Here is a 22,839-nt window from a genome sequence, read left to right as displayed (position 1 = left end):
CTTACTCCGCCGCGGCGGCCGCCAGGGCCGGCTTCAGAAAGGCTTCCGTACAATCGGCCATGGTCTGCGACGCACGGCTGATCGGGTCGGTCATGTAGAAATTCTCCACCGGCGAGGTGAAGTGCGCGTCGGCCACCGCACCCTCGGTCCCGAACGGGCCCCAGGATGCCGGCACCATACGGTCCAGCGCGCCAAACACCGGGTTCAAGGCGATCATGCGCTGGCGCAGCTGCGCCAGCGTGTCATAGGGCAGCGTCTGACCCAGCTCCGCCGACAGGGCGCGCAGGATCTTCCAGTCCTCGCGCGCCTCACCCAGGGGGAAGGCGGCCAGGCGGGCCTGCTGCACACGGCCTTCGGTGTTGACGTAGGTGGCGTTCTTTTCCGTATAGGCGGCACCCGGCAGGATGACGTCGGCGCGATGGGCGCCACGGTCGCCATGGTGACCCTGATAGATTACGAAGGCCTTGCCGAAACGGTCGGCCTCAATCTCGTCAGCACCCAGCAGGTACACAACCTCGATCTCGCCCTTCTGCGCACCCGACAGGATACCGCCCAGGTCATGGCCGCCGGCACCGGGCAGGAAACCGGCATCCAGCGCGCCGACGCGGCCAGCGGCCAGGTGCAGCACGTTGAAACCGTTCCAGTCCTCGCGCACAGCGCCGACCGTTTCCGCCAGCTTCCGGGCCGCCGCCTGCACTGCCGGGCCATCGCCACGACGCAGCGCACCGGCGCCCAGGATGATCAGGGGGTTCTTGGCATTGCGCAGCGTCTCCGCGAACGGATGCGTGCCATTGGCCAGATCGGTCAGGACCGAACCGGAATTGCCCAGCCACTCGGTCGGGTAGGTCAGGTCGATATTCTGGCCGACAACGGCAACCTTTTTCAGCTTGCCAGTCAGGTAGGTCTTGCGGATACGGGAATTCACCAGCGGCGCTTCCCAGCGCGGATTGGTCCCGATCAGCAGGACGACATCGGCATTCTCAATCCCGGCAATGCCGCTATTGAATATGTAGCCGGCGCGGTTCGACGCATCGAAAGTCGCCCCGTCCTGACGGCAATCCAGGTTCTGGGAACCCAGCGCGTTCAACAGATCCTTCAGCGCGACCGTGCTTTCGACATCGACCAGATCGCCGGCCACACCAGCGATCTTGGAACCGGCGACACCAGCGACCTTGGCCTTGATGGCGGCAAACGCCTCGGCCCAGGTAGCCGGCTTCAGCTTGCCATCGGCACCACGCACATAGGGACGGTCCAGACGCTGACGCTTAAGTCCATCAATGGCGTAGCGCGTCTTGTCGCTGATCCATTCCTCGTTCACATCCTCGTTCAAGCGCGGCAGAACGCGCAGAACCTCACCGCCGCGGGCGTCGATGCGGATGTTGGAACCCACCGCGTCCATGACGTCGATGCTTTCCGTCTTGCGCAGTTCCCAGGGCCGGGCATTGAACGAGTAAGGCTTGGAGGTCAAGGCCCCCACGGGGCAGACATCGACCAGATTGCCCGACATTTCGGAATTCACACCGGCTTCCAGCGCCGGCGTAATTTCCAGATGCTCACCACGGGCCAGACCGCCCAGCGCCGGTACACCTGCGATTTCATCCACAAAGCGGATGCAGCGCGTGCACTGGATGCAGCGGGTCATGAAGGTCTTGATCAGCGGACCCATGTACTTGTCGCTGACGGTGCGCTTATTCTCTTCAAAGCGGCTGCGATCATAGCCGTAGGACACGGCCTGATCCTGCAGGTCGCATTCGCCACCCTGGTCGCAGATGGGGCAGTCCAGCGGATGGTTGATCAGCAGGAATTCCATCACGCCCTTGCGGGCCTTGTGGACGTTGGGGGTGTTGGTCTTCACCACCATCCCCTCACCCACCGGCAGCGCGCAGGAGGCGGCCGGCTTGGGCATCCGTTCCACTTCCACCAGGCACATGCGGCAATTGGCCGGCACGGACAGGCGCTCATGATAGCAGAAGCGCGGCACTTCGATGCCGAGCTGTTCGCAGGCCTGAAGCACCGAGGTACCGGGGGCGACTTCGATCTCGACGCCGTCAATGGTCAGTTTGGGCATGATATCCTCGTAAGACCCCGATTACTCGGCCGCCACGCGAGCGCCGCGATCGGCGCGCGTGCGGTATTCCAGGATGCGGCGTTCCACTTCCGGGCGGAAATGGCGCATCAGACCCTGGATCGGCCACGCCGCCGCGTCACCAAGGGCGCAGATGGTGTGGCCTTCGACCTGCTTGGTGACGTCCAGCAGCATGTCGATTTCCTCGACATGTGCATTGCCCTTCACCAGACGTTCCATGACGCGCCACATCCAACCCGTGCCCTCACGGCACGGCGTGCACTGGCCGCAGCTTTCATGCATGTAGAACTTGGACAGCCGCGCAATGGCTTTCACGATGTCGGTGGACTTGTCCATGACGATGACGGCAGCGGTGCCGAGGCCCGAACGGACGTCACGCAGGCTGTCGAAATCCATCAGGACGGTGTCGCAGATTTCCTTGGGCAGCAGCGGAACCGAGGAACCACCGGGGATGATGGCCAGCAAATTGTCCCAGCCGCCACGCACGCCGCCGCAATGCTTCTCGATCAGTTCCTTGAGCGGAATGCCCATCTCTTCTTCGACAGTCGCGGGCTGATTCACATGGCCCGACACGCAGAACAGCTTGGTGCCGCTGTTCTTGGGGCGTCCCAGATTGGCGAACCAGGAGGGGCCGCGACGCAGAATGGTCGGCACCACCGCGATGGATTCGACATTGTTCACCGTCGTAGGGCGGCTGTAGAGGCCGGCCATGGCGGGGAACGGGGGCTTGTTGCGGGGCTGCCCCTTCTTGCCTTCCAGGCTTTCGATCAGCGCCGTCTCTTCGCCGCAGATATAGGCGCCCGCACCCAGATGCAGATAGACGTCGTGATCATAGCCGGAACCGCAGGCGTTCTTGCCGATCAGGCCCGAGGCGTAAGCCTCGTCGATAGCGCGCTGAACGTTGGCGGCTTCGTAATAGAACTCACCCCGGATATAGATATAGGTGGCGGTGGCACCGATGGCGAAACCCGCGATCAGGCAGCCTTCGATCAGCTTGTGCGGATCATGGCGCATGATCTCCCGGTCCTTACAGGTACCGGGTTCGCCCTCGTCGGCGTTCACCACCAGATAAACGGGGCCATTGCTGGTCTTGGGCATGAAGGACCACTTCATACCCGTGGAGAATCCGGCGCCGCCGCGACCGCGCAGGCCCGATTCCTTCACCAGATCAATGATCTTGTCCCGACCCAGGCCCAGGATTTCCTTGGTCCCGGACCAGTCGCCACGGGCCTTGGCCCCGTCCAGGAACGGGCTTTCGAAACCGTAGAGGTTGGTGAAGATGCGGTCTTCATCGCGAAGCATGGTTCACCCTCCTCTTAGGCCTGACCAGCGGGCTTCACGCCCGCCTTGATGGCCGATTCGATCAGCGTCGTCGGTCCACCCACGGCGCAGGCCCGGATACGGCCATTCTGCGGACCCGTCGCCGGCTTCTCGCCACGCGCCAGGGCGTCCAGAACCTTCTCGGTCGTCTCCGCCGTCAGATCCTCATAGAAATCGTCACCGATCTGCATCATTGGCGCGTTCACGCAAGCGCCGAGGCATTCGACCTCGATCACCGTGAACTGGCCGTCCGTCGTCGTCTGACCCGGCTTTACGCCCAGCTTCTTCTCGCAGGCATGCAGCACCTCATCCGACCCGCGCAGCCAGCAGGGCGTAGTGGTGCAGACCTGAACGAAATGCTTACCGACGGGCTTCAGATTGTACATCGTATAGAAGCTCGCCACCTCCAGCGCCCGGATCGGCGCCATGTCGAGATAGTGAGCCACATAATCGATGGCGACTTTGGGTAGCCAGCCGCCGCACTGACGCTGGGCCAGATCGAGCAGCGGCATCACCGCACTTTGTTGTCGGCCTTCGGGGTACTTGGCGATGATGCGCTTGGCCAGCTCGATATTCTCTGCGGTGAATTCGAAGCTGGTCGGCTCCGCCACAGCGGGGCCATGGGAATGGGCGGCACTCATCGATCAATCTCTCCGAACACAATGTCCATGGAGCCGATGATCGCCACGGCGTCGGCGAGCATGTGGCCCTTGGACATGAAATCCATCGCCTGCAGGTGCGAGAAACCGGTCGGGCGGATCTTGCAGCGGTACGGGCGGTTCGTCCCGTCGGCGACCAAATAGACGCCCAGTTCACCCTTGGGCGACTCGGTCGCCGTATAGGTCTCGCCAGCCGGCACGTGGTAGCCTTCGGTGTACAGCTTGAAATGGTGGATCAGCGCTTCCATCGAGCGCTTCATCTCACCACGGGTCGGCGGCGTGACCTTGCGGTCATTCAGCTTCACCGGACCCGGCGTCTTGGACAGCTTGTCCAGCGCCTGGCGGATGATGTGCATCGACTGCTTCATCTCCTCCATGCGGACCAGATAGCGGGCGTAGCAGTCACCCGTCAGGCCTACCGGCACGTCGAAGTCGAACTCTTCATAGCTGTCATAGGGCTGCGCCTTGCGCAGATCCCAAGCCACGTTGGAGCCGCGCAGCATCGGGCCGGAGAAGCCCCAGGCCAGCGCGTCCGCCGCCGAGACCACACCGATATCCACCGTACGCTGCTTGAACACCCGGTTCTCGGACAACAGCCCTTCCAGGTCGTCCATGAACTTCGGGAATGTATCGAAATAGGCGCCGATATCATCAGCCAGCCCAGCTGGCAGATCCAGGTTCACGCCGCCGGGACGGAAATAGTTCGCGTGCAGGCGCGCACCGGAAACCCGCTCATAGAACTCCATCAGCTTCTCACGCTCTTCAAAGCCCCAGAGAGCGGGCGTGATGGCGCCGACGTCCAGAGCGAAGGTGGTGAGGTTCAGCAGGTGGTTCAGGACGCGAGTGATCTCCGCAAACAGCACGCGGATATACTGGCCACGCTTGGGTGGGGTGATGCCCAGCAGCTTTTCCACGGCCAGGACCCAGGTGTGCTCCATCGACATCGGGGACACATAGTCCAGCCGGTCGAAATAAGGCGTTGCCTGGGTATAGGTCTTGTACTCGATCAGCTTTTCAGTGCCACGGTGTAGCAGGCCGATATGCGGATCGGCACGTTCCACCACCTCGCCATCCATTTCCATCACCAGACGCAGCACGCCGTGGGCGGCCGGATGCTGGGGACCGAAATTCATGGTCAAGGGCTTGATCTGCACTTCGCCCTGGCTGGCGGCCGTAGACAGGGACAGCCCGGTTTCGGTCGCGACGGTGGTCGTTGCCATCTCCTGGCCCCCTTAACGCTTGTCCGCGATGGCGGGACGGGCCGCCAGCGGGATAACGGCCTTCTCATCGCCTGGCAACTGCACATCCGTCATCCCTTCCCAGGGTGACAGGAAGTCGAAGCTGCGGAAATCCTGCGTCAGCTTCACCGGCTCATAGACGACGCGGCGCTGTTCAGCGTCATATCGCAGCTCGACAAAGCCGGTCAGCGGGAAATCCTTGCGTAGCGGATGACCCTCGAACCCATAGTCGGTCAGGATGCGGCGCAGGTCGGGATTGTCGGCGAAGAAGATGCCGTAGAGATCCCAGGCCTCACGCTCGAACCAGCCGGCCACGGGGTACAGCGACACGATGGAGGGCACGGGCGTGTCCTCGTCCGTCGCCACCTTCACGCGAATGCGGTGATTATGCTTCACCGACAACAGGTTATAGACCACCTCAAACCGCTCCGCACGGTCGGGATAGTCCACACCGGCAATGTCGGCAAGCATCTCGCAATGGGTGGTCGAATCGTCGCGCAGGAACTGGATGCCCTTGAACAGCGCGGCGCGCGTCAGGGTCACGGCCAGCTCGCCATGGGCGATCTCGGTCTTCACGACAGCAGCGCCCAAGGCGTTGCCGATATAGTCACCGAGTTCCTTGAGGGCCTCGTCGCTCATCCTAAGCGTCCTCGTCCAAAAACCAGGGTCAGGCGCGGATCAGGCGGTTACCGCCCTTGATCTTCTTCTGCAATTGCAGAATGCCGTAAACCAGCGCCTCCGCCGTGGGCGGGCAACCGGGCACATAGATATCGACGGGCACGATGCGGTCGCAACCGCGCACCACCGAGTAGGAATAATGATAGTAGCCGCCGCCATTGGCGCAGCTGCCCATCGAGATCACCCAGCGCGGTTCGGCCATCTGGTCATAAACCTTGCGGAGCGCGGGGGCCATCTTGTTGCAAAGCGTGCCGGCCACGATCATCACGTCGGACTGACGCGGGCTGGGACGCGGAATGACGCCGAACCGGTCAAGGTCGTAACGCGCCATATAGGCGTGAATCATTTCCACGGCGCAGCAAGCCAGACCGAAAGTCATGGGCCAGAGCGAGCCAGTGCGGGCCCAGTTCAGCAGGTCATCATACTTGGCGACCAGGAAGCCCTTGTCGTTCAGTTCGGTGGTGACCGCGTTCAAATAGGCCTCCTGCGCCGCGCCGGGCGGCAGGGGGCTGGTATTGGTGGTGACGAGGTTGCTGCTGCTCATCATATCGCTCCCAGGCTGGCCGGACAGGATCACTCCCACTCCAGCGCGCCCTTCTTCCATTCATAGATGAAGCCGATGGTCAGGATGCCCAGGAACACCATCATCGACCAGAAACCGAACATGCCGATATCACCCAGGGATACAGCCCACGGGAACAGGAAAGCCACTTCCAGGTCGAAGATGATGAACAGGATCGAGACCAGATAGAAGCGAACGTCGAACTTGCTGCGCGCATCCTCGAACGCCTCGAAGCCGCACTCATAGGCGGACAGCTTCTCGGCATCGGGCTTCTGCTTGCCCACCACAAGGGAGGCCGCGATCATCGCGCCGGCCACAATTGTGGCGATGGCCAGGAAGACCAGGATCGGCAGATACTGCACCAGCAGCGGGTTGGACATCGGATCGGACATCGTCACACCGGTTCAGCCCGACGCTGCGCCACAGATATCCGTCGGGCCGACAGGCTCGGGCCGAGGATAATTTGTGTCGCAACCGCGGGCGGTTCATGGACCAGGAAGGCCACCGGGGAACCCGGAGCCCACGAGAATATAGGCCCCGTCCACGCCGGAAGGAAAGCGAATTACGCCATTTTCGGGGCTGAGAAACGTTCGCAACTAGCCGAAAAGGCTCACAGTTCCGCCGATTGGTGCGTCGCGGCAAAGCAGCGTTGCGTTGCAGGGATTACTCAATGGCGTCAATTGCATGGCGCGCACGAACCATTCGGAAATGCAAAAATTCAGCATATTCCCGTGTGGGGAACGCTGATTTTAAAATCTATCAGGCTCGTGGGATTTTCAAAACACAACATCGCGAATGTAGCTGCTGTTGTTGCGTTTTGAATAAAGGTGGCGCGAGTGACGGGACTTGAACCCGCGGCCTCCGGCGTGACAGGCCGGCGCTCTAACCAACTGAGCTACACCCGCGCAGGGTGGAAGAATTTAGCGCCCTCTCCAGGACGGCCACCGCGAAGGGTGGCGCGAGTGACGGGACTTGAACCCGCGGCCTCCGGCGTGACAGGCCGGCGCTCTAACCAACTGAGCTACACCCGCACAGGACAACGGCGCACTTGTCAGGGTGCACCTGAACCTCAAAGAAAAGTGGCGCGAGTGACGGGACTTGAACCCGCGGCCTCCGGCGTGACAGGCCGGCGCTCTAACCAACTGAGCTACACCCGCAAACTTTTCAAACAGCGCCGCGACCGTTGCCAGCCCCGCCGCCGCTGAGGTGGGCGGGTGTATATTCGACCCCGCCCCCCTTGTCAAACATGAAATCGCCAGGAAAATTTGGATCAGCCACCCTTGGCATGGCGCAGCGCGAACAACCGGTCCAGCACATCGTCCAGATTGGCCGGCGGGTCCCGCTTCTCAAACGCATCAGGGCCGCCATAGCGGCTCAGCGCCAGTTCCAGGGCGCGCCAAAGCTGTTCGGCGATTTCCAGTTCCTGTTGGTCGATGGCCAGTTCCAGCGCAGCCAGGATACGGTCGCCCAAACGACGATCAGCGGAATCGATCACGAAACGCCTTCCTCTTTCCCGTGCGCAGCCGTTGAGAACGACCGATGGCGCATTATAGCTGTTCCAGCGTCGCTACGACAGGTGGAATGGCAGATCAATGTCAGGGATGTGGAAGGGAATGGTGGGCGGTGAGGGGATCGAACCCCCGACCTGCGGTGTGTAAAACCGATGCTCTACCTCTGAGCTAACCGCCCGTACCGTTCGTTGGCGGGGACAATAGCGGCCAGAACGGGAGAATCAACAAAGAATTTGGTTCGCGCCCAACATGACAGGAGCCAGAAATGAAAAACGGGCGTGCCCGGTGGGCCGCCCGTTATCTCACCATCAGGCCGCCCGGCTACCGCCGGGCATCCCTAGATAGGCGTCGCTCAGTTCAGCGCGTCCTTCAGGCCCTTGCCGGGCTTGAACTTCGGCTGCTTGGAAGCGGCGATGGAGATCTTCTCACCGGTGCGGGGATTGCGGCCCTCGGAAGCGGCGCGTTCAGCGACCGCGAAGGTGCCGAAGCCAACCAGACGCACTTCGTCGCCCTTCTTCAGCGCGCCGGTGATCCCATCAAAAACCGCATCGACGGCCTTGTTCGCGTCCGCCTTGGACAGACCAGCCGCTTCGGCGACCGCGGCAACGAGATCGTTCTTGTTCACTTAAGGCCCCCCTCATCAAGAGAGTATCGGTTGCAACATGCCCGAGATGTCTTCCCAGGCATCAAGGGATTGGGTTCCGCCGCCAACACAAGGGTTTGTGCGGGTGGCGGCGGAACCCAATTCACACGATTTCCAATCGCACTTCAATGGCGAATCACGCCATCCCGCTCTTCATCCCCAGCTTTTCCGGGCACCTGAGCCACTTCTTCGGGCTCTGACCACTCAATCCCGACCGGTGCCGTCACCAAAGCGTGGGCCAGAACCTCATCTACGGTTGAAACCGGGATGATGGTCAGGCCCTTTTTGACGTTATCGGGGATTTCGGCCAGATCCTTCTCATTGTCCTTGGGAATCAGCACGCGCTTGATTCCCGCCCTGAGCGCCGCCAGAAGCTTTTCCTTCAGACCGCCAATGGCCAGAACCTTGCCGCGCAGGGTGATCTCACCCGTCATGGCGATGTCCTTGGCGACGGCGATGCCTGTCAGGACGGAGACGATGGTGGTGATCATGGCCACGCCGGCCGACGGGCCGTCCTTCGGGGTTGCCCCCTCCGGCACATGGACATGGATGTCGCGCTTTTCGAACAGGGTCGGCTTGATCCCGAACTTCAGCGCGTTGGCCTTCACATAGGATTCGGCGGCCTGCACCGACTCCTTCATGACATCACCCAGCTTGCCCGTGGTCTGGATGCGGCCCTTACCGCGCAGCATCACGGCCTCGATGGTCAGGATTTCCCCGCCAACCTCGGTCCAGGCCAGACCGGTGGTTGCACCGACCTGATCCTCCAGCTCCGCCTCACCGAATCGGAAGCGCTTCACGCCTGCGAACTTTTCCAGGTTCTTGGGCGTGACCTTCACTTTGTCGAGACCCTTCATCAGGATCTCCTTGATGGCCTTGCGCGCCAGATTGGCGATCTCACGCTCCAGCGAACGCACGCCCGCTTCGCGCGTGTAATAGCGGATCACGTCGCGCAGGGCGTCGTCGGTGATGGTGAATTCGCCGGCCTTCAGCCCATGGTCGGTCACCTGCTTCTCGATCAGGTGACGCTTGGCGATCTCCACCTTCTCATCCTCGGTGTAACCGGCCAGGCGGATGATCTCCATACGGTCCAGCAACGGCTGCGGCATGCGCAGAGAGTTGGCCGTGCAGACGAACATCACGTCAGACAGGTCATAGTCGACCTCAAGATAATGGTCGCTGAAGGTGCTGTTCTGCTCGGGGTCGAGAACCTCCAGCAGTGCCGATGACGGATCACCGCGCCAGTCGGCCCCCAGCTTGTCGATCTCATCCAGCAGGAACAGCGGGTTGGAGGTCTTGGCCTTCTTCATGCCCTGGATGACCTTGCCGGGCATGGAGCCGATATAGGTGCGGCGGTGACCGCGCACCTCGGCTTCATCCCGCACGCCGCCCAACGACATGCGCACGAAATTGCGGCCCGTGGCCTTGGCGATGGACTTACCCAGCGACGTCTTGCCCACGCCCGGCGGTCCGACCAGGCACAGGATCGGGCCCTTAACCTTGTCCATGCGCTGCTGGACCGCCAGGTATTCAAGGATACGTTCCTTGACCTTTTCCAGACCGTGATGGTCGGCGTTCAGGATTGTTTCGGCACCCTTGATGTCCTTCTTGACCTTGCTGCGCTTCTTCCAGGGAATCGACAGCATCCAGTCCAGATAGTTGCGCACCACCGTGGCCTCCGCGCTCATCGGGCTCATGGTGCGCAGCTTCTTGACCTCGGCCAGGGCCTTTTCGCGGGCTTCCTTGCTGAACTTGGTCTTGGCGATCTTCTCCTCGATCTCCGCGACCTCGTCCTTGCCGTCCTCGCCCTCGCCCAATTCCTTCTGAATGGCCTTCATCTGCTCATTCAGATAGTACTCGCGCTGAGTCTTCTCCATCTGGCGCTTCACGCGGTTGCGGATGCGCTTTTCCACCTGCAGCACGCCGATCTCACCTTCCATGAAGGCATAGACCCGCTCCAGCCGCTCGGCGACCGTCGGGGTCTCCAATAGCTGCTGCTTTTCAGGGATCTTGAGCTGGAGATGGCTGGCGATAGTGTCGGCCAGTTTGCCCGGCTCCTCAATCTGGTTGATGGAAACCAGCACCTCGGGCGGGATCTTCTTGTTCAGCTTGATATACTGCTCGAACTGCGACACGGCCGCGCGCGACAGGGCCTCAAGCTCCTGTGGCTCGCCCACCTTCTCATCGATCAGTTCGGCATAGGCCTGGAAGAAATCCTCATTATCGCCGAACTTGGTGATGGCGGCGCGCTTGCCGCCCTCCACCAGCACCTTCACGGTCCCGTCGGGCAGCTTCAGCAGCTGCAGCACCGTACCGATCGTGCCGACAGAAAAGATGTCGGCGGGCGTGGGATCATCCTGGGAGGCGTTCTTCTGGGTGACCAGCAGGATCTGCTTATCATCCTTCATCACGTCTTCCAGCGCGCGGACGGATTTCTCGCGGCCCACGAACAACGGGACGATCATGTGCGGGAAGACGACGATGTCTCTCAGCGGGAGGACCGGGTAGAGAACACCGCGGGGGATGTCCAGCATCTTAAGTCAGCCTTCTATATTCATGCCGCCAGCCCCGCTGGGCCTGGACCGACCGCCCGCCCCAGATGGGCACGGGATGAAACGATCGTGACGGCGTCAGGCGTTAACGTGGCACACCAATACCCCCCCTTCAAGGGCTTGAACCACGCCAAAGGCGTACTACGGGTTTGTCACGGACGCAAAAAGGGCCGCGCGGCGTCGCCGGCGGCCCTTTTTCCAGATCGCAATGGTGCTTCGGCGAGCTTTATACCTTGCCCAGCAAAGCGGCAAAGGTCAGCACAACATAGCCCAGCACCATGAACAGCACGGCGTAGCCCCAGCCGATGAAGAAATGCAGCATCAACATCAGCAGGAACAGCACCACGGCGATGATGCCGATGGTGGTGAAACGGGTAAAGGCATGCCAGCCCTCGGCATGTTCCTTCACGATCTTGTTGTCGACCACCACGGGCCCATGTGCGCCGGCCATATTCTTCTCCCCCGGAACGAGACGATGGAATTCTGGCCGATTGTGTAAGGGTTGGTGGGGCGGTTGACAAGGGTTCTCGAACGGTTGGGGGTGCTACCGAATGTCCTTCACCAGCCGCAGCGTCTCCTCCCCATAGCCCTGGCGCGCATAGAAGGCGCGGCCGCGCGCATTACTTGCAAAGACATCCAGTGACAGGGACGCATAGCCCTGGCCCTTGGCCCACGCCTCCACCGCCGCCATCAGGGCCTTGGCCGTCCCCTGCCCCTCCGCCGCTTCGGTCACGGCCAGCAGCGGGATATAGGCGGCGATCTGGTCGGTGAAGATGTCCAGCATCGGCTCGGCATGCACGAATCCTAACAGTACGCCGCTTTCATCCTCGGCGATGAAAGTCACGGCTCCCGGCTTGGGTGCCTCCAGCGTCTCATGCATGAAACAGCGTTGAAACCGCATCACCTCGTCACCGCTGCGCCAGGACAGGTCGGCAGCCCCGGCCAGACGCGGGGCGAGGCTATGGATAAAGGGCAGATCGGCGGCGGTGGCGGGGCGGATGGGCATGGCACGCGACAAGCAGCAGTCAATAATCAGCACGCAATGACATGCCGTCGAACGCCACACAATCGCCCTTGACGCCCAACCATTTCTCCTACACCGTATGCAACATAACTCATACAGGGTATGGATTATGAAAGCGGTCGCGAACGCCACCCTTGGACAGTTTGAGCAGGTTGTGCTGACAGCCGTGCTGTCACTGGGGGACAGCGCCTATGGCGTGACCATCCACGCCAAGGTGGAAGAGCTGTCGCGACCACGGAAGGTGGCGTTGGGCGCCGTCTACGCCACCTTGGACCGGATGGAGGATAAGGGGCTGGTCACCTCCTGGATGACCGATCCCACACCGGAAAGGGGCGGACGGGCCAAACGCTGCTTCCGGCTTGAAGTTTCGGGGGAAATGGCTCTGCGGGACGCGGCGGCGACCGCCAAACGCATCTGCGATGCTATCGAACAGCAATGGGGAGTGGGGATATGGAAAGACAGCGCGATCGCGTAAGCAATCCCGCACCGGGATTGGTGGGCCGCCTGATCCAGATGGTGCTGCCGCCCGCCTCGCGGGAGGCGGTGATGGGCGATCTGGCGGAAAGCTGCCGTTCGCCGGGGCAATTGGCCGCCGAGGGGTTACGCTCCGTGCCGCCGCTGGTAGCCGAACAGGCGCGCCGGGCATCACGGCTACCGGTGATCGGGTTGCAGCTGTTCATCCTGTTCGCCTGCCTGGGCGGGTTCGAACTGGACCGCCCCGATAGGGCCGTGACCAATGCCGCCTGCGCCGCACTGCCCATGGGACTGGCCATGGTCGGGTTGCTGTTGCGGAACATCTATCGCAGTGATGACAACCCGGTGCGTCAGGGCCTTTTCGATGCCATCACGGCGGCCCTGTGCGTGGTGGCGCAACAGACGGTCATGCATATGCTGATCGCCGCCGGCCACCTTGATCCGGGCTGGGCGCTGTCGCGCTCACTGATCGTACTGGCCTGCCTGTCCTTCCCGATCCTCTGGACCTTGGGCGCGATGGAAAATCCCGACGCGGTACGGCGCAAACCCGCCCAGCCCTTGTTCACCGATTACAATCAGTTCGTGCAGCGCACCCGCGTGCGCAACCGGGCCGAAATGGCCGCACTGGCCATGATCATCGGCGTGTCGGGCTACTTCCTGGCACGGTTTCAGCCGCCGGTCGCCCCTCTGGGCTGGAGCTTTCTGACCGGTTATGCCTGCATCCTGGTCTATCTGGCGCTGCGCGGTGCCGCCCGACCAGCCCCGCTGGATGCAGACAGCACCACCGTGCGCGCCCTTTATGAAACGGAACTGAACCGGCAAAGCCGTCAGCGCCGCCTGATGTGGTGGTTCTGGTTCGTGCCGCTGTTCGCCGGGCTGATGACCAATTTGGTGATGTATGGCGTGTCAAAGGAACAGCCCCTGCGCATCGCCGGCGGTATCGCTGCCATCTTCCTGCTGGGCTATCTGATCGAACGGCTGCACCGCGACCGACGCCTGGCCATCCATTTGAAGCTTAATAACCTGGCCGCCGTTCCGGCCTGATAAGCACCATCGGACTGCCTTGTCGCATGCGCCGCCCCCCGGCGCATGCGATCTTGTTTTCAGGCGATGGGCGCGATCATCGCATTCGGCACGGCCCCACCCCGCACCGCCACGCGGTTGCCCTCCACCGACACCCGGCCTTCCGCGATCAGGCGCACGGCCAAGGGATAGGCCTTGTGCTCCTGGGTCAGGACGCGAGCCGCCAGACGATCGGGCGTGTCATCATCGGCGACGGGCACAGCGGCCTGCACGATGATCGGGCCGGTATCCATCTCCACCCGCACGAAATGCACCGTGCAGCCGTGAAAGCGCACGCCGGTGTCGATGGCCTTCGCGTGTGTGTCCAGGCCGGGAAAGGCGGGCAGCAGCGAGGGGTGGATGTTGATCAGGCGGTCATGCCACGCCGTCACAAACACCGGCGACAGCAGGCGCATATAACCGGCGAGGCAGACCAGACCGACGCCGGCCCTTTCCAACGCCGCCGTCATCGCCGCCTCGTGGGCTGCCTTATCGGCAAAGTCTTTCGGCTTCAGTACCAGGGTGGCGATACCGGCGGCACGCGCCCGGTCCAAGCCGGCGGCGTCCGGCTTGTTGGAGATGACAAGCGCCACCTCCGCCGGATATGCCGGATCACAGGCAGCGTCGATCAGGGCCTGGAGATTGCTGCCCCGGCCCGAGATCAAAACGCCCAGACGCAGTCTCACGACCAGCGCTCCAGCCCCGTGATCACGACGCGGTGGCCGTCGCCGCTGCGCGGAACCACGGTGCCGATACGCTTCACAGTCTCCCCGCCTTCGGCCAGGAGGCGCGTGGCTTCATCGGCCTTGTCGGCAGGCACGACGACAACCATGCCGATACCGCAATTAAAGGTGCGAGCCATCTCGGACGCTTCGACATTGCCCGTCTTCATCAGCCAGTTGAACACCGGCGGCAGGTCCCAGGATGCAGCATCCAGGTCCACGCCCAGGCCATCGGGCAGGACGCGCGGAATATTCTCAATCAACCCGCCACCCGTGATATGGGCCAGCGCATTGACGGTGCCGGCGCGCACGGCAGCCAGGACCGACTTCACATAGATGCGGGTCGGCGTCAGCAGCGCGTCACCCAGGCTGCGCGAGGCATCCCATGGGCAGGCGCTGTCATAGGTCAGGCCCGACACGCCCACCAGCTTGCGCACCAGCGAGTAGCCGTTGGAATGCACGCCCGACGAGGCCAGGCCCAGCACCACATCGCCGGAGGCCACCTTGTCACCGATCAGCACCTGCGAACGTTCGACGGCACCGACTGAGAAACCGGCCAGATCATAGTCGCCATGGGCATACATGCCAGGCATTTCCGCGGTCTCACCACCGACAAGGGCGCAACCGGCCTGACGGCAGCCCTCAGCGATGCCGGCGACGATGGCGCGGCCGGCGGCCACGTCCAGCTTGCCGGTGGCGTAGTAATCCAGGAACAGCAGCGGTTCGGCGCCCTGCACCACCAGATCATTCACGCACATGGCGACCAGATCGATACCGACCGTGTCATGCTTGTTGGCGTCGATGGCGACCTTCAGCTTGGTGCCCACGCCGTCAGTGGTGGAAACCAGCAGCGGATCATGGAAGCCGGCGGCGCGCAGATCGAACAGTGCGCCGAACCCACCCAGGCCCGCATCGGAGCCGGAACGAGCCGTGGACTTGGCCAGCGGCTTGATCGCATCGACCAGTGCGTTGCCCGCATCGATATCGACACCCGCATCCCGGTAGGAATAGCTGCTCATGCCCTGGCCCTCACTGCTGGCGTAACGGTGCCGGGGTGGGGTAGAAAGCCCATGGTGGCCTGCCGCACCCCGGATTTGGCGCCGAACATAGCAACATCGGAATTCAAGGCAATGCCGGTCATCCGCACCCCCGCCCTGCGCAAAAGCCTGTCTGTCGCCCTGATGGCCCTGGGTCTGGCGCTGCCAGCCTCTGGTCAGGCGGTGGACGACCTGTTCACGGTGCGCGATGTGGGCGTCGATATCTCGTCCGGCAATGCCAATGCCGCCCGGGACCAAGGCGTGCGGGAGGCGCAACGCAAGGCCTTCGACCTGATGTTCGACCGGCTGACGGTGGATGGTGCTCGCACCGCCCTACCCCCCGTTCCATCCGACGTGATCGAACGCATGGTGCAGAGCTTTGAGATCCAGGAGGAGCGGACATCCGCCACCCGTTATGTCGGCAAGCTGGCCATCCGTTTCAACGCCGCCGCCCTGCGCAATTACCTGCGTGCCAACAATGTCGCCTATGCCGAGGTGCGGTCGAAGCCAACCCTGGTCCTGCCCATTGATCAGACGGGCGGCACGCCAGTCCTGTGGCAGGCGGGCACGGCGTGGCGGCAAGCCTGGGCCGATCTGGCCCCGCGTCAGGGCGGTCTGGTGCCCGTGACCGTACCGTTCGGGGAGGCAGCGGATGTCAGCGATATCGGTGTGGAACAGGCCCTGACCGGTGACGCCACCGCGCTGCGCCGTATCGCCGACCGCTACGGTGCCGGTGATGTCGCCGTGGTGGTGGCCAGCGGCACGCCAGAAGCAGGCCTGACGGTGACGGTTGCCCTGCATCCTGCCACAGGCAGTGGGGAAAGCTTCACCCTGACGCAATCACCCCTGCCTGCGGATACGACCGAGGTGGTGAGTCCCACCCTGCGCGCGGCCGTGGAAAGCGTGACCCACCGGTTCGAGGAACGCTGGACCGCCGCCACGCAGATCGCCGCCGGGGCCCTGTCGGACCTGAAGCTGACGGCCCGCTTTGCCGATCAGGCCGCGTGGTTGTCCATCCGCAAACGTCTGGCCAGCATCAGCACTATCACACAGACCAATATCACCAGCCTGTCGCGCACCGGCGCCGTCCTGGACCTGCGCCATGCTGGCGATATCGGCCAGTTGCGCACCGCACTGGCCCAGCGCGATCTGGTGCTGGAAGATGGGGCCGACGGGCCGGTCCTGCGCAGCGCGCGGTGAGCGGTTCCATCAGCCCCCACCAGACCATTGTTATCCTTTCGAAAACCCTCATACTGCCGGGCATGTGACCCTTTTGGTTTGCCACGTGTTCAAGACGGGAACGTCTGAACATAACCAACGGCGGAGTTGAGGCCCGATGAGCGATCTTGCGCCCGAAACCACAGCCACCGATCCCACCCTGGAACGGTTACGCCGCATCACGATGGGCATCACCGCCGGGCGGCTGCTGTCAGCCCTGCTGATCGGCTGGCTGATCTATAGCGGCCATTATGCCTGGGCCTTCTGGCTGTTCGTGCTGGCCGCCCTGGGCGCCCTGCTGGAAGGGTCCGCGGCTCTGCTGTTCAAGACGCGCACAAGGCTGGGCGGGGTTCTGGACGGGTTCGCCGACCGGTTGCTGCCGCTTTTGGCCCTGACCGCGCTTGCCTATAATGGCCTGTTGCCGCTCTGGGTGCTGATCCCCGTGCTGCTGCGGGAACTGGTGCTGGCGCTGGGGCAGAAGCTGCCGGAAACGGCGGGGAACGAGCCCTGGATTCGCGAGCCTCGCTGGCTGTTTCATATCAACATCGTGGCCATGGACGCGCTGGCCATCCTGTTCCTGCTGATCCAGGGACCTGGATTCGGGGTCGATCTGTTCATCCTGCCGGCGGAACTGGTGGTGGTCGGTCTGACGCTGGCCTCGCTGGTACTGGCCTTCGTCAGCCGGCCGAAGCCGGAGGATGAATTCCTGAACGACGATCCGGGCAAGGGCGCATGATGCGGGCCAATCGACAGTGGAAATTCTGGCTCTGGGGCTTTGTCGGCTTCATCGCCGTCGTCTGGCTGCTGCGTTCCATGCTGGCGCCGTTCGTGGCGGGGATGGCGGTCGCCTATCTGCTGGACCCCGTCGCTGACAAATTGGAGGCGCGCGGCATGCCGCGCTGGGCCGCCACGACGATTGTGCTGCTGGGATTTCTGCTGGCAGCCATCCTGGCCCTGCTGCTGCTGGCGCCACTGTTGCAGGCACAGGTCGTACAGTTGGTGGAGGTGGCGCCCGAATGGATCGCCTGGGCCAAGAAGGAACTGGTCCCCGAAATCCAGCGCTGGTTGCGCCGCCTGCCGGCGGCAGAGGCGAAGCAACTGCGCGAAGCCGCCGGCAACTACGCCGGAACGGCTGTCGGCTGGACCGCTGACGTTCTGCGCAACATCCTGACCAGCAGTGTCGCCATCATCGACATCCTGTCCGTCATCTTCATCACGCCCATCGTGGCCTTCTATCTGCTACGCGACTGGGACCGGATGGTGGCGACAATAGATGGCTGGCTACCCCGCCCCTATGCCACCACCATCCGGGAGCAGGCGCGCGAGGTCGATACGACGCTGGCCGGATTCGTGCGCGGTCAGGCCACCGTCTGCCTTTGCCTGGGCGTTTTCTATGCCGTGGCCCTGACAGCAGCGGGGCTGGATTTCGGGCTGGTGATCGGGCTGATCACGGGCCTTCTGTCCTTCATCCCGTTTGTCGGATCGCTGGTCGGATTCGTGGCCAGTGTCGGCCTGGCCCTTTTCCAGTTCGACGAATTCTGGCGGGTCGGCCTGATCGCCGGCATCTTCTTCTTCGGCCAAGCCGTGGAAGGCAACATCCTGACGCCCAAGTTGGTGGGCGACAAGGTGGGGCTGCATCCCGTCTGGGTCATGTTCGCACTGCTGGCCGGCGGGGCCTTGTTCGGCTTTGTCGGCGTGCTGCTGGCGGTACCCGTTGCCGCCGTCATCGGCGTACTGACCCGGTTCTGTTTGCAGCAATATATGCAGAGCAGCCTCTACCGTGGGTTCGACACGGTGGAGGCGACAGCCCTCGACTTGCCCCCCGACCCGCTGCTATCCCATCCGGCAGCCGAAGGGGCGGAACGGGGTGACGGCGTCGCCGACCTGCCGCCCAAGCCCTGACACGCTTTCATGTTTTCCAGCCCGCGCAGAAGGAGGGGCTCTTGCCATGACCACGCCCCCCCAACCGCCATCCAATCCGCCATCCCTGCTATCCACGCGGCAGATCCCGCTGGACCTGGGCCATCGGTCGGCCATGGGGGAGGATGATTTCCTGGTGGCACCGGGCAATCAGGACGCGGTGGCTTGGCTGGACGCCTGGCCAGAATGGCCCGCCCCAGCCCTGGTCCTGTTCGGTCCGGCGGGTTGCGGGAAAAGCCATCTGGCCCAGATCTGGCGCGCCCGCGCACGCGGTAACCTTCTGTCTGTCGATGACCTGCGGGACGAGGCAGAGCTGCCCGACCTGCTGCGCCCCATGCGGACCGCCGTTCTGGACGGGGCGCAGGGGGTGGCGGGCGACCCCGCGCTCGAACGGTCCCTGTTCCATCTTTACAATCTGGCCAAGGAGATAGGCGGGCATCTGCTGCTGCTAGCGGAAAATGCGCCCATCAACTGGCTGATCCGGTTGCCCGACCTGCGTTCCCGCCTGCTGGCGGCACCGGCGGTGGGCATGGCCGCTCCCGACGATGCCCTGTTGATGGCCGTGCTGGTGAAGCTGTTCGCCGACCGGCAGATCCGGGTGGGGGAGGATGTCATCGACTGGTTGATGACCCGCACCGAACGCAGCTTCGCCAATGCCCGCCGCGTGGTGGCGACGCTCGACCATGCCGCCTTGGCCGCGAAGAAGCCGATCACGGTGCGGTTCTGCCGGCAGGTCTTGGGCGATCAGGTCTAGCTTTTACATGCGCCTCAAACGCCGGCACCGCCGTCCGGCGGTTTGGCTTCACGCCGCATGAGCGGCGCGGCGGCAGTCGCCGCCCGAGCGGCTTTCATGCCGCTCTAAACCGGCACCTTGCTCGCCTCCATCCCCAGCGAGCCATCGAAAATACCAGGCAGGACCGGAAGGTCCGTGACGCCCGGATCGACACCCAGTTGCATCATCAAGGTCGTCGCCTGCCCGCGATGGTGGGTACCATGGTTGAAGAAATGCGTCACCGGGACCCAGGCCGGCAGGGTCCAGCGGTGGGGATTGAACTTAGTGACATAGGACAAGGGCGCCGACAGCCATTCCGGCGTCACGCCCACCGCCCAGTCCGTAATGCGGGCGTCAGCCAGCGCACGGTCGGCCACCAGTTCATCCCAATCGGGACGGAACAGATCCGTCCCCTTGGCCACGGGCGGTGCCGTGCCCTCAAACCGGCTGAGCCAGATCATGTCGGCCCACAGGATATGGTCCAGCGTGCCGTGCAGTGACTTGAAGAAGGCTCCCATATCGCGCGACCGGTCCACCGCCGGAATGGCGGCGCAGGCCTCCATCATGCGGCTGTTCATCCAATGGCCATAGGCGGCCATGGTACGCACGTAATCCACGCTGATCATGCCTGCATCCTCTTTGCCATGCAGCGGGTTGACTCTGTCGCGCCGCACCTAAATCCTTGTCTATAGACCATTATTCCCCAAAGGAACCCTAAGATGACCATCGCGATCGGCCAGCCGGCCCCCGATTTCACCCTGCCTACCGATGGCAATGGCAGCGTCACCCTGTCGGCCCTGAAGGGCAAGAATGTGGTGGTCTATTTCTATCCCAAGGATGACACGTCCGGCTGCACCACCCAGGCCTGCGGGTTCGGCGAGCAGCTGCCACATTTCGAAAAGCTGGATGCCACCATTGTCGGCATCTCCAAGGACAGCGTGGCCAGCCACGACAAGTTCAAGGCCAAGTACAAGCTGCCCTTCATCCTGGCCTCCGATGCCGACAGCGATGTGACGGAGCGTTATGGCGCCTGGCAGGAAAAGAACATGTACGGCAAGAAGTATATGGGCATCGAACGCTCCACCTTCGTGATCGACAAGGATGGTATCCTGCGCGCCGAATGGCGCAAGGTGAAGGTACCGGGCCATGTCGATGCCGTGCTGAAGGCGGTTCAGGGTCTGTAAACAGGGGAATGGAACCGGGGGGACGGTTGACACCGCCCCCGGGTCCGCCCAAGCTGACGACCCATTAAGGCGGAACCACGCATCATGATCGTCAGCGACCTGCGCGAGCGATTGCGGCTCCAGGATTTTTCCGCCTATGTCGGGTCCGATCTGGGACCTGATCCCCGTTTCCTACGGCTTACGGGCATGGCCCGGCGGCTGTTCGATCTGCCCATTGCCATGGTCAATCTGATCGATGCCGCCGACATGTGGCCCAAGGCCGAGGAGGGCATCTGCGTCGGACGGCAGCCGCGCGAAACCACCTTGTGCAATCTGGTGATCGATGGTGGCACGCTGCTGGTGCCCGATCTGGCCGCCGATCCCCGCTTTGCCGGCCTGCCCGGCATCACCCAGGCGGGCCTGCGCTTTTACGCTGGCGTCCCGATTGTCACGCCGGGCAGACAAGTGCTGGGCGTGTTCTGCGTTTTGGATAGGCGTCCCCGGCCCGATTTCCAGGCCGAACAAACCTCCATGCTGGAACAGTTTGCCGGCATCGCCATGGATCAGCTGTCCCTGGACAAGCTGCAGCGCGATGCGGCAACGGCGCAGAAGGCGGCCGAGCAGATGGCCCAGGCCCGCGCCAGCTTTCTGGCCATGATGAGCCACGAGATCAGGACGCCATTGAACGCGATCCTGGGTTTCGGGGAGATGCTGGCCCATGCCGGTCTGCCCGAACCCTATGGCGATTATGCCCGCACCGTGCATGACACGGGCCGCAGCCTGATGCAGGTGCTGAACCACACGCTGGACTATGCGCGGCTGGAGTCGGGAAAGGTGGAGTTGGAGGAACGGCCCTTCTGCCTGTCCGATCTGGCCGCACGCGGCCAACGGCTAGTGCAAAAGACCTGTCACGACAAGGGACTGACCCTGTCGGTCGATCTGGACCCCGCCCTGCCCGACCGCTGGCGCGGGGATGGCATCCGGTTGCAGCAGGTGTTGAACAACCTGCTGTTCAATGCCGCCAAATTCACCGAATCGGGCGGCATCACCCTGTGCCTTCGCCAGGATGGGCAGGAAGGGAATCGGCTGTGGCTGCGGGCGGATGTGGTGGACACCGGCATCGGCGTCGCCCCGGAACAGCGCGGCAATCTTTTCACGCCCTTCTTCCAGGCCGACAGCTCTCATGCCCGCCGATTCGACGGGTCGGGCCTGGGGCTGGCGATCTGCCGTCAACTGGTCCATGCCATGGGCGGACAGATCGGGTACGAGCCGGTGCCAGGTGGGGGCAGCCGTTTCTGGCTGCGCCTGCCGCTGGCCGCCGCCTGATCAGGGACGCAGATAGGGGCCGGCCTCCACCAGCTTGAAGCCGCCCGTTTCGCTAGCGAAATGACGCAGCCAGTAATTATGACCGGAGCCATAGACCAGCAGAACCCGGTCGCCCGGCTTCACCACCTGCGTCAGCTTGGCGAAGATACGGGCGTTGCGGGCATACCAGCGGGCGTTCAGGTCGGCCCCCGGTAGATCGCGTCCCTTGCCGAGCGCTAGAAGGCGATACTGCCCGTCCCCCATGCTCTTGATGGCGATGGGATGGTCCGGCGCGTTCAGGTCGGCCAGGATATCGGCAACAGGCCGTGTCCTCTGATCCTTCTCCAACTGCGCCACCCAGGCCTGGATGGGGCCGAACATGGCATCGATAGTGCCGGTCTTGCCATTGGCCTCTGCCCATTTCTGGACAGGATCGAAGGGGAAATAATCAGGCTCCCCGTCTTCGGCCACCTCATCCACCGCATAGACCTCTTTCAGGCCCAGCCGGTTGGCCAGACGATAGGCGATCTGTACTCGTTCATCGGGATTCTTCAACAGGTCGGCGGGCGTGAATGCCGGATAGCGATGGTCCAGCATCGTGGTCTGATCCTTGGCCACCCGTTCCACGGCGATGACGGTTGGTTTGAACCGGGCCAGCCGTTCGGCCACCTGTTCCAGTTGCGCCTGCTTGGCCGGCGTGGTCACCGGGTCGATCTGGGCATTCACCTTATCCTGGCCGGGATTGGCGAAATGATAGGTGCCCAGCACCATGACCTCCACCGGCACCTCCGACGCCATCACCGGTGCCGATAGTACAGACAGCAGGGCAATCGCCCCCAAAAGCGTCCGCATCGCATTCCCCCTTGCGCGTTCAGGAGGGAGTTTAGCAAACC

General features: G+C 63.1%; 24 protein-coding genes and 4 tRNA genes. 8 read left to right on the top strand and 20 right to left on the bottom strand.

From position 1 onward, the window contains the following. Window position 1: 1 nt before the first annotated feature. From nuoG to C0V82_RS00740, 16 genes are all read right to left on the bottom strand, one after another. Entirely contained in the window at window positions 2-2,068 is a 2,067-nt protein-coding gene (nuoG, locus tag C0V82_RS00815; protein ID WP_102110705.1) for an NADH-quinone oxidoreductase subunit NuoG, read from the bottom strand. A gap of 21 nt (window positions 2,069-2,089) precedes the next feature. Continuing rightward, the gene (gene nuoF / locus C0V82_RS00810) at window positions 2,090-3,388 is read right to left on the bottom strand and encodes an NADH-quinone oxidoreductase subunit NuoF (RefSeq protein WP_102110704.1); all 1,299 of its coding nucleotides are present in this window, start codon (window positions 3,386-3,388) and stop codon (window positions 2,090-2,092) included. Window positions 3,389-3,402: 14 nt separating this feature from the next. Next, window positions 3,403-4,047, bottom strand: a complete 645-nt coding sequence (gene nuoE, locus C0V82_RS00805; RefSeq protein WP_102110703.1) for an NADH-quinone oxidoreductase subunit NuoE — start codon at window positions 4,045-4,047, stop codon at window positions 3,403-3,405. Beyond that, window positions 4,044-5,198, bottom strand: a complete 1,155-nt coding sequence (locus C0V82_RS00800) for an NADH-quinone oxidoreductase subunit D (protein ID WP_425438251.1) — start codon at window positions 5,196-5,198, stop codon at window positions 4,044-4,046. The genes nuoE and C0V82_RS00800 overlap by 4 nt, the downstream gene beginning before the upstream one ends. A gap of 99 nt (window positions 5,199-5,297) precedes the next feature. Further along, on the bottom strand, window positions 5,298-5,942 hold the full coding sequence (locus C0V82_RS00795) for an NADH-quinone oxidoreductase subunit C (protein WP_102110701.1): 645 nt from the start codon (window positions 5,940-5,942) through the stop codon (window positions 5,298-5,300). 28 nt (window positions 5,943-5,970) lie between these two features. After that, window positions 5,971-6,528 carry a NuoB/complex I 20 kDa subunit family protein gene (locus C0V82_RS00790; RefSeq protein ID WP_188595101.1) on the bottom strand — a complete coding sequence of 186 codons (558 nt, stop codon included), beginning with the start codon at window positions 6,526-6,528 and terminating at the stop codon, window positions 5,971-5,973. 26 nt (window positions 6,529-6,554) lie between these two features. Next, complete coding sequence (locus tag C0V82_RS00785; RefSeq protein ID WP_054170184.1) at window positions 6,555-6,923, bottom strand: NADH-quinone oxidoreductase subunit A; 369 nt, start codon at window positions 6,921-6,923, stop codon at window positions 6,555-6,557. A 448-nt stretch (window positions 6,924-7,371) separates the two neighbouring features. Further along, window positions 7,372-7,448, bottom strand: a tRNA-Asp gene (locus C0V82_RS00780). Between the two features lie 49 nt (window positions 7,449-7,497). Next, window positions 7,498-7,574 (bottom strand) — tRNA-Asp (locus C0V82_RS00775). A 49-nt stretch (window positions 7,575-7,623) separates the two neighbouring features. Beyond that, window positions 7,624-7,700 (bottom strand) — tRNA-Asp (locus C0V82_RS00770). Between the two features lie 113 nt (window positions 7,701-7,813). After that, complete coding sequence (locus tag C0V82_RS00765; RefSeq protein ID WP_245924116.1) at window positions 7,814-8,038, bottom strand: hypothetical protein; 225 nt, start codon at window positions 8,036-8,038, stop codon at window positions 7,814-7,816. A 119-nt stretch (window positions 8,039-8,157) separates the two neighbouring features. Further along, window positions 8,158-8,232 (bottom strand) — tRNA-Val (locus C0V82_RS00760). A gap of 174 nt (window positions 8,233-8,406) precedes the next feature. Beyond that, entirely contained in the window at window positions 8,407-8,679 is a 273-nt protein-coding gene (locus C0V82_RS00755) for an HU family DNA-binding protein (RefSeq protein ID WP_054170185.1), read from the bottom strand. Window positions 8,680-8,822: 143 nt separating this feature from the next. Continuing rightward, the gene (gene lon, locus C0V82_RS00750; RefSeq protein ID WP_102110699.1) at window positions 8,823-11,231 is read right to left on the bottom strand and encodes an endopeptidase La; all 2,409 of its coding nucleotides are present in this window, start codon (window positions 11,229-11,231) and stop codon (window positions 8,823-8,825) included. Window positions 11,232-11,475: 244 nt separating this feature from the next. Next, window positions 11,476-11,700: a hypothetical protein gene (locus C0V82_RS00745; protein ID WP_054170187.1), complete on the bottom strand. Its 225-nt coding sequence runs from the start codon at window positions 11,698-11,700 to the stop codon at window positions 11,476-11,478. A gap of 93 nt (window positions 11,701-11,793) precedes the next feature. Beyond that, entirely contained in the window at window positions 11,794-12,288 is a 495-nt protein-coding gene (locus C0V82_RS00740; protein WP_158659638.1) for a GNAT family N-acetyltransferase, read from the bottom strand. A gap of 94 nt (window positions 12,289-12,382) precedes the next feature. Between C0V82_RS00740 and C0V82_RS00735 the strand changes: the two genes are divergently transcribed. Beyond that, a complete protein-coding gene (locus tag C0V82_RS00735) occupies window positions 12,383-12,748 on the top strand; it encodes a PadR family transcriptional regulator (RefSeq protein WP_102110697.1) in 366 nt (121 codons plus the stop codon). Continuing rightward, window positions 12,724-13,791: a hypothetical protein gene (locus C0V82_RS00730; RefSeq protein WP_158659637.1), complete on the top strand. Its 1,068-nt coding sequence runs from the start codon at window positions 12,724-12,726 to the stop codon at window positions 13,789-13,791. The genes C0V82_RS00735 and C0V82_RS00730 overlap by 25 nt, the downstream gene beginning before the upstream one ends. Window positions 13,792-13,850: 59 nt before the next feature. On the opposite strand, the gene purN is transcribed toward C0V82_RS00730, so the two are convergent. Both purN and purM read right to left on the bottom strand, forming a co-directional pair. Beyond that, window positions 13,851-14,495 (bottom strand): phosphoribosylglycinamide formyltransferase, encoded by a 645-nt coding sequence (purN, locus tag C0V82_RS00725; RefSeq protein WP_245924115.1) that lies wholly within the window; start codon window positions 14,493-14,495, stop codon window positions 13,851-13,853. Then, window positions 14,492-15,550, bottom strand: a complete 1,059-nt coding sequence (purM, locus tag C0V82_RS00720) for a phosphoribosylformylglycinamidine cyclo-ligase (protein ID WP_102110695.1) — start codon at window positions 15,548-15,550, stop codon at window positions 14,492-14,494. The genes purN and purM overlap by 4 nt, the downstream gene beginning before the upstream one ends. A gap of 111 nt (window positions 15,551-15,661) precedes the next feature. On the opposite strand from purM, the gene C0V82_RS00715 reads away from it, so the two are divergent. From C0V82_RS00715 to C0V82_RS00700, 4 genes are all read left to right on the top strand, one after another. Then, window positions 15,662-16,768 (top strand): DUF2066 domain-containing protein, encoded by a 1,107-nt coding sequence (locus tag C0V82_RS00715; RefSeq protein ID WP_158659636.1) that lies wholly within the window; start codon window positions 15,662-15,664, stop codon window positions 16,766-16,768. A gap of 136 nt (window positions 16,769-16,904) precedes the next feature. After that, window positions 16,905-17,522 carry a CDP-alcohol phosphatidyltransferase family protein gene (locus C0V82_RS00710; protein WP_102110693.1) on the top strand — a complete coding sequence of 206 codons (618 nt, stop codon included), beginning with the start codon at window positions 16,905-16,907 and terminating at the stop codon, window positions 17,520-17,522. Next, window positions 17,519-18,688 carry an AI-2E family transporter gene (locus C0V82_RS00705; RefSeq protein ID WP_308421108.1) on the top strand — a complete coding sequence of 390 codons (1,170 nt, stop codon included), beginning with the start codon at window positions 17,519-17,521 and terminating at the stop codon, window positions 18,686-18,688. The genes C0V82_RS00710 and C0V82_RS00705 overlap by 4 nt, the downstream gene beginning before the upstream one ends. Window positions 18,689-18,734: 46 nt before the next feature. After that, the gene (locus C0V82_RS00700) at window positions 18,735-19,460 is read left to right on the top strand and encodes an HdaA/DnaA family protein (RefSeq protein WP_102110692.1); all 726 of its coding nucleotides are present in this window, start codon (window positions 18,735-18,737) and stop codon (window positions 19,458-19,460) included. A 104-nt stretch (window positions 19,461-19,564) separates the two neighbouring features. Here C0V82_RS00700 and C0V82_RS00695 read toward each other — a convergent pair whose 3' ends face one another. Further along, window positions 19,565-20,104 carry a DinB family protein gene (locus tag C0V82_RS00695; protein WP_102110691.1) on the bottom strand — a complete coding sequence of 180 codons (540 nt, stop codon included), beginning with the start codon at window positions 20,102-20,104 and terminating at the stop codon, window positions 19,565-19,567. Between the two features lie 93 nt (window positions 20,105-20,197). On the opposite strand from C0V82_RS00695, the gene C0V82_RS00690 reads away from it, so the two are divergent. Further along, a complete protein-coding gene (locus tag C0V82_RS00690) occupies window positions 20,198-20,662 on the top strand; it encodes a peroxiredoxin (protein ID WP_102110690.1) in 465 nt (154 codons plus the stop codon). Window positions 20,663-20,746: 84 nt separating this feature from the next. Next, the gene (locus C0V82_RS00685) at window positions 20,747-21,967 is read left to right on the top strand and encodes a GAF domain-containing sensor histidine kinase (protein ID WP_102110689.1); all 1,221 of its coding nucleotides are present in this window, start codon (window positions 20,747-20,749) and stop codon (window positions 21,965-21,967) included. Here the strand turns inward: C0V82_RS00685 and C0V82_RS00680 are convergent, their stop codons facing one another. Then, window positions 21,968-22,798, bottom strand: coding sequence for a DUF5694 domain-containing protein (locus tag C0V82_RS00680; protein ID WP_102110688.1), 831 nt, complete (start codon window positions 22,796-22,798; stop codon window positions 21,968-21,970). Between the last annotated feature and the right edge of the window lie 41 nt (window positions 22,799-22,839).

Source organism: Niveispirillum cyanobacteriorum, assembly GCF_002868735.1.
In the GTDB taxonomy this organism is placed as follows: domain Bacteria; phylum Pseudomonadota; class Alphaproteobacteria; order Azospirillales; family Azospirillaceae; genus Niveispirillum; species Niveispirillum cyanobacteriorum.
The sequence above is the reverse complement of the archived record's forward strand: the minus strand, read 5'-3'. Positions and strand labels throughout refer to the sequence as shown.

Bases quoted from the DNA above. Each gene is read 5' to 3' on its own strand.
- nuoG (WP_102110705.1), bottom strand. From the start codon at position 2,068: ATGCCCAAACTGACCATTGACGGCGTCGAGATCGAAGTCGCCCCCGGT.
- nuoF (WP_102110704.1), bottom strand. From the start codon at position 3,388: ATGCTTCGCGATGAAGACCGCATCTTCACCAACCTCTACGGTTTCGAA.
- nuoE (WP_102110703.1), bottom strand. From the start codon at position 4,047: ATGAGTGCCGCCCATTCCCATGGCCCCGCTGTGGCGGAGCCGACCAGC.
- C0V82_RS00800 (WP_425438251.1), bottom strand. From the start codon at position 5,198: ATGAATTTCGGTCCCCAGCATCCGGCCGCCCACGGCGTGCTGCGTCTG.
- C0V82_RS00795 (WP_102110701.1), bottom strand. From the start codon at position 5,942: ATGAGCGACGAGGCCCTCAAGGAACTCGGTGACTATATCGGCAACGCC.
- C0V82_RS00790 (WP_188595101.1), bottom strand. From the start codon at position 6,528: ATGATGAGCAGCAGCAACCTCGTCACCACCAATACCAGCCCCCTGCCG.
- C0V82_RS00785 (WP_054170184.1), bottom strand. From the start codon at position 6,923: ATGTCCAACCCGCTGCTGGTGCAGTATCTGCCGATCCTGGTCTTCCTG.
- lon (WP_102110699.1), bottom strand. From the start codon at position 11,231: ATGCTGGACATCCCCCGCGGTGTTCTCTACCCGGTCCTCCCGCTGAGA.
- C0V82_RS00745 (WP_054170187.1), bottom strand. From the start codon at position 11,700: ATGGCCGGCGCACATGGGCCCGTGGTGGTCGACAACAAGATCGTGAAG.
- C0V82_RS00735 (WP_102110697.1), top strand. From the start codon at position 12,383: ATGAAAGCGGTCGCGAACGCCACCCTTGGACAGTTTGAGCAGGTTGTG.
- C0V82_RS00730 (WP_158659637.1), top strand. From the start codon at position 12,724: ATGGAAAGACAGCGCGATCGCGTAAGCAATCCCGCACCGGGATTGGTG.
- purM (WP_102110695.1), bottom strand. From the start codon at position 15,550: ATGAGCAGCTATTCCTACCGGGATGCGGGTGTCGATATCGATGCGGGC.
- C0V82_RS00715 (WP_158659636.1), top strand. From the start codon at position 15,662: ATGCCGGTCATCCGCACCCCCGCCCTGCGCAAAAGCCTGTCTGTCGCC.
- C0V82_RS00710 (WP_102110693.1), top strand. From the start codon at position 16,905: ATGAGCGATCTTGCGCCCGAAACCACAGCCACCGATCCCACCCTGGAA.
- C0V82_RS00705 (WP_308421108.1), top strand. From the start codon at position 17,519: ATGATGCGGGCCAATCGACAGTGGAAATTCTGGCTCTGGGGCTTTGTC.
- C0V82_RS00700 (WP_102110692.1), top strand. From the start codon at position 18,735: ATGACCACGCCCCCCCAACCGCCATCCAATCCGCCATCCCTGCTATCC.
- C0V82_RS00695 (WP_102110691.1), bottom strand. From the start codon at position 20,104: ATGATCAGCGTGGATTACGTGCGTACCATGGCCGCCTATGGCCATTGG.
- C0V82_RS00690 (WP_102110690.1), top strand. From the start codon at position 20,198: ATGACCATCGCGATCGGCCAGCCGGCCCCCGATTTCACCCTGCCTACC.
- C0V82_RS00685 (WP_102110689.1), top strand. From the start codon at position 20,747: ATGATCGTCAGCGACCTGCGCGAGCGATTGCGGCTCCAGGATTTTTCC.
- C0V82_RS00680 (WP_102110688.1), bottom strand. From the start codon at position 22,798: ATGCGGACGCTTTTGGGGGCGATTGCCCTGCTGTCTGTACTATCGGCA.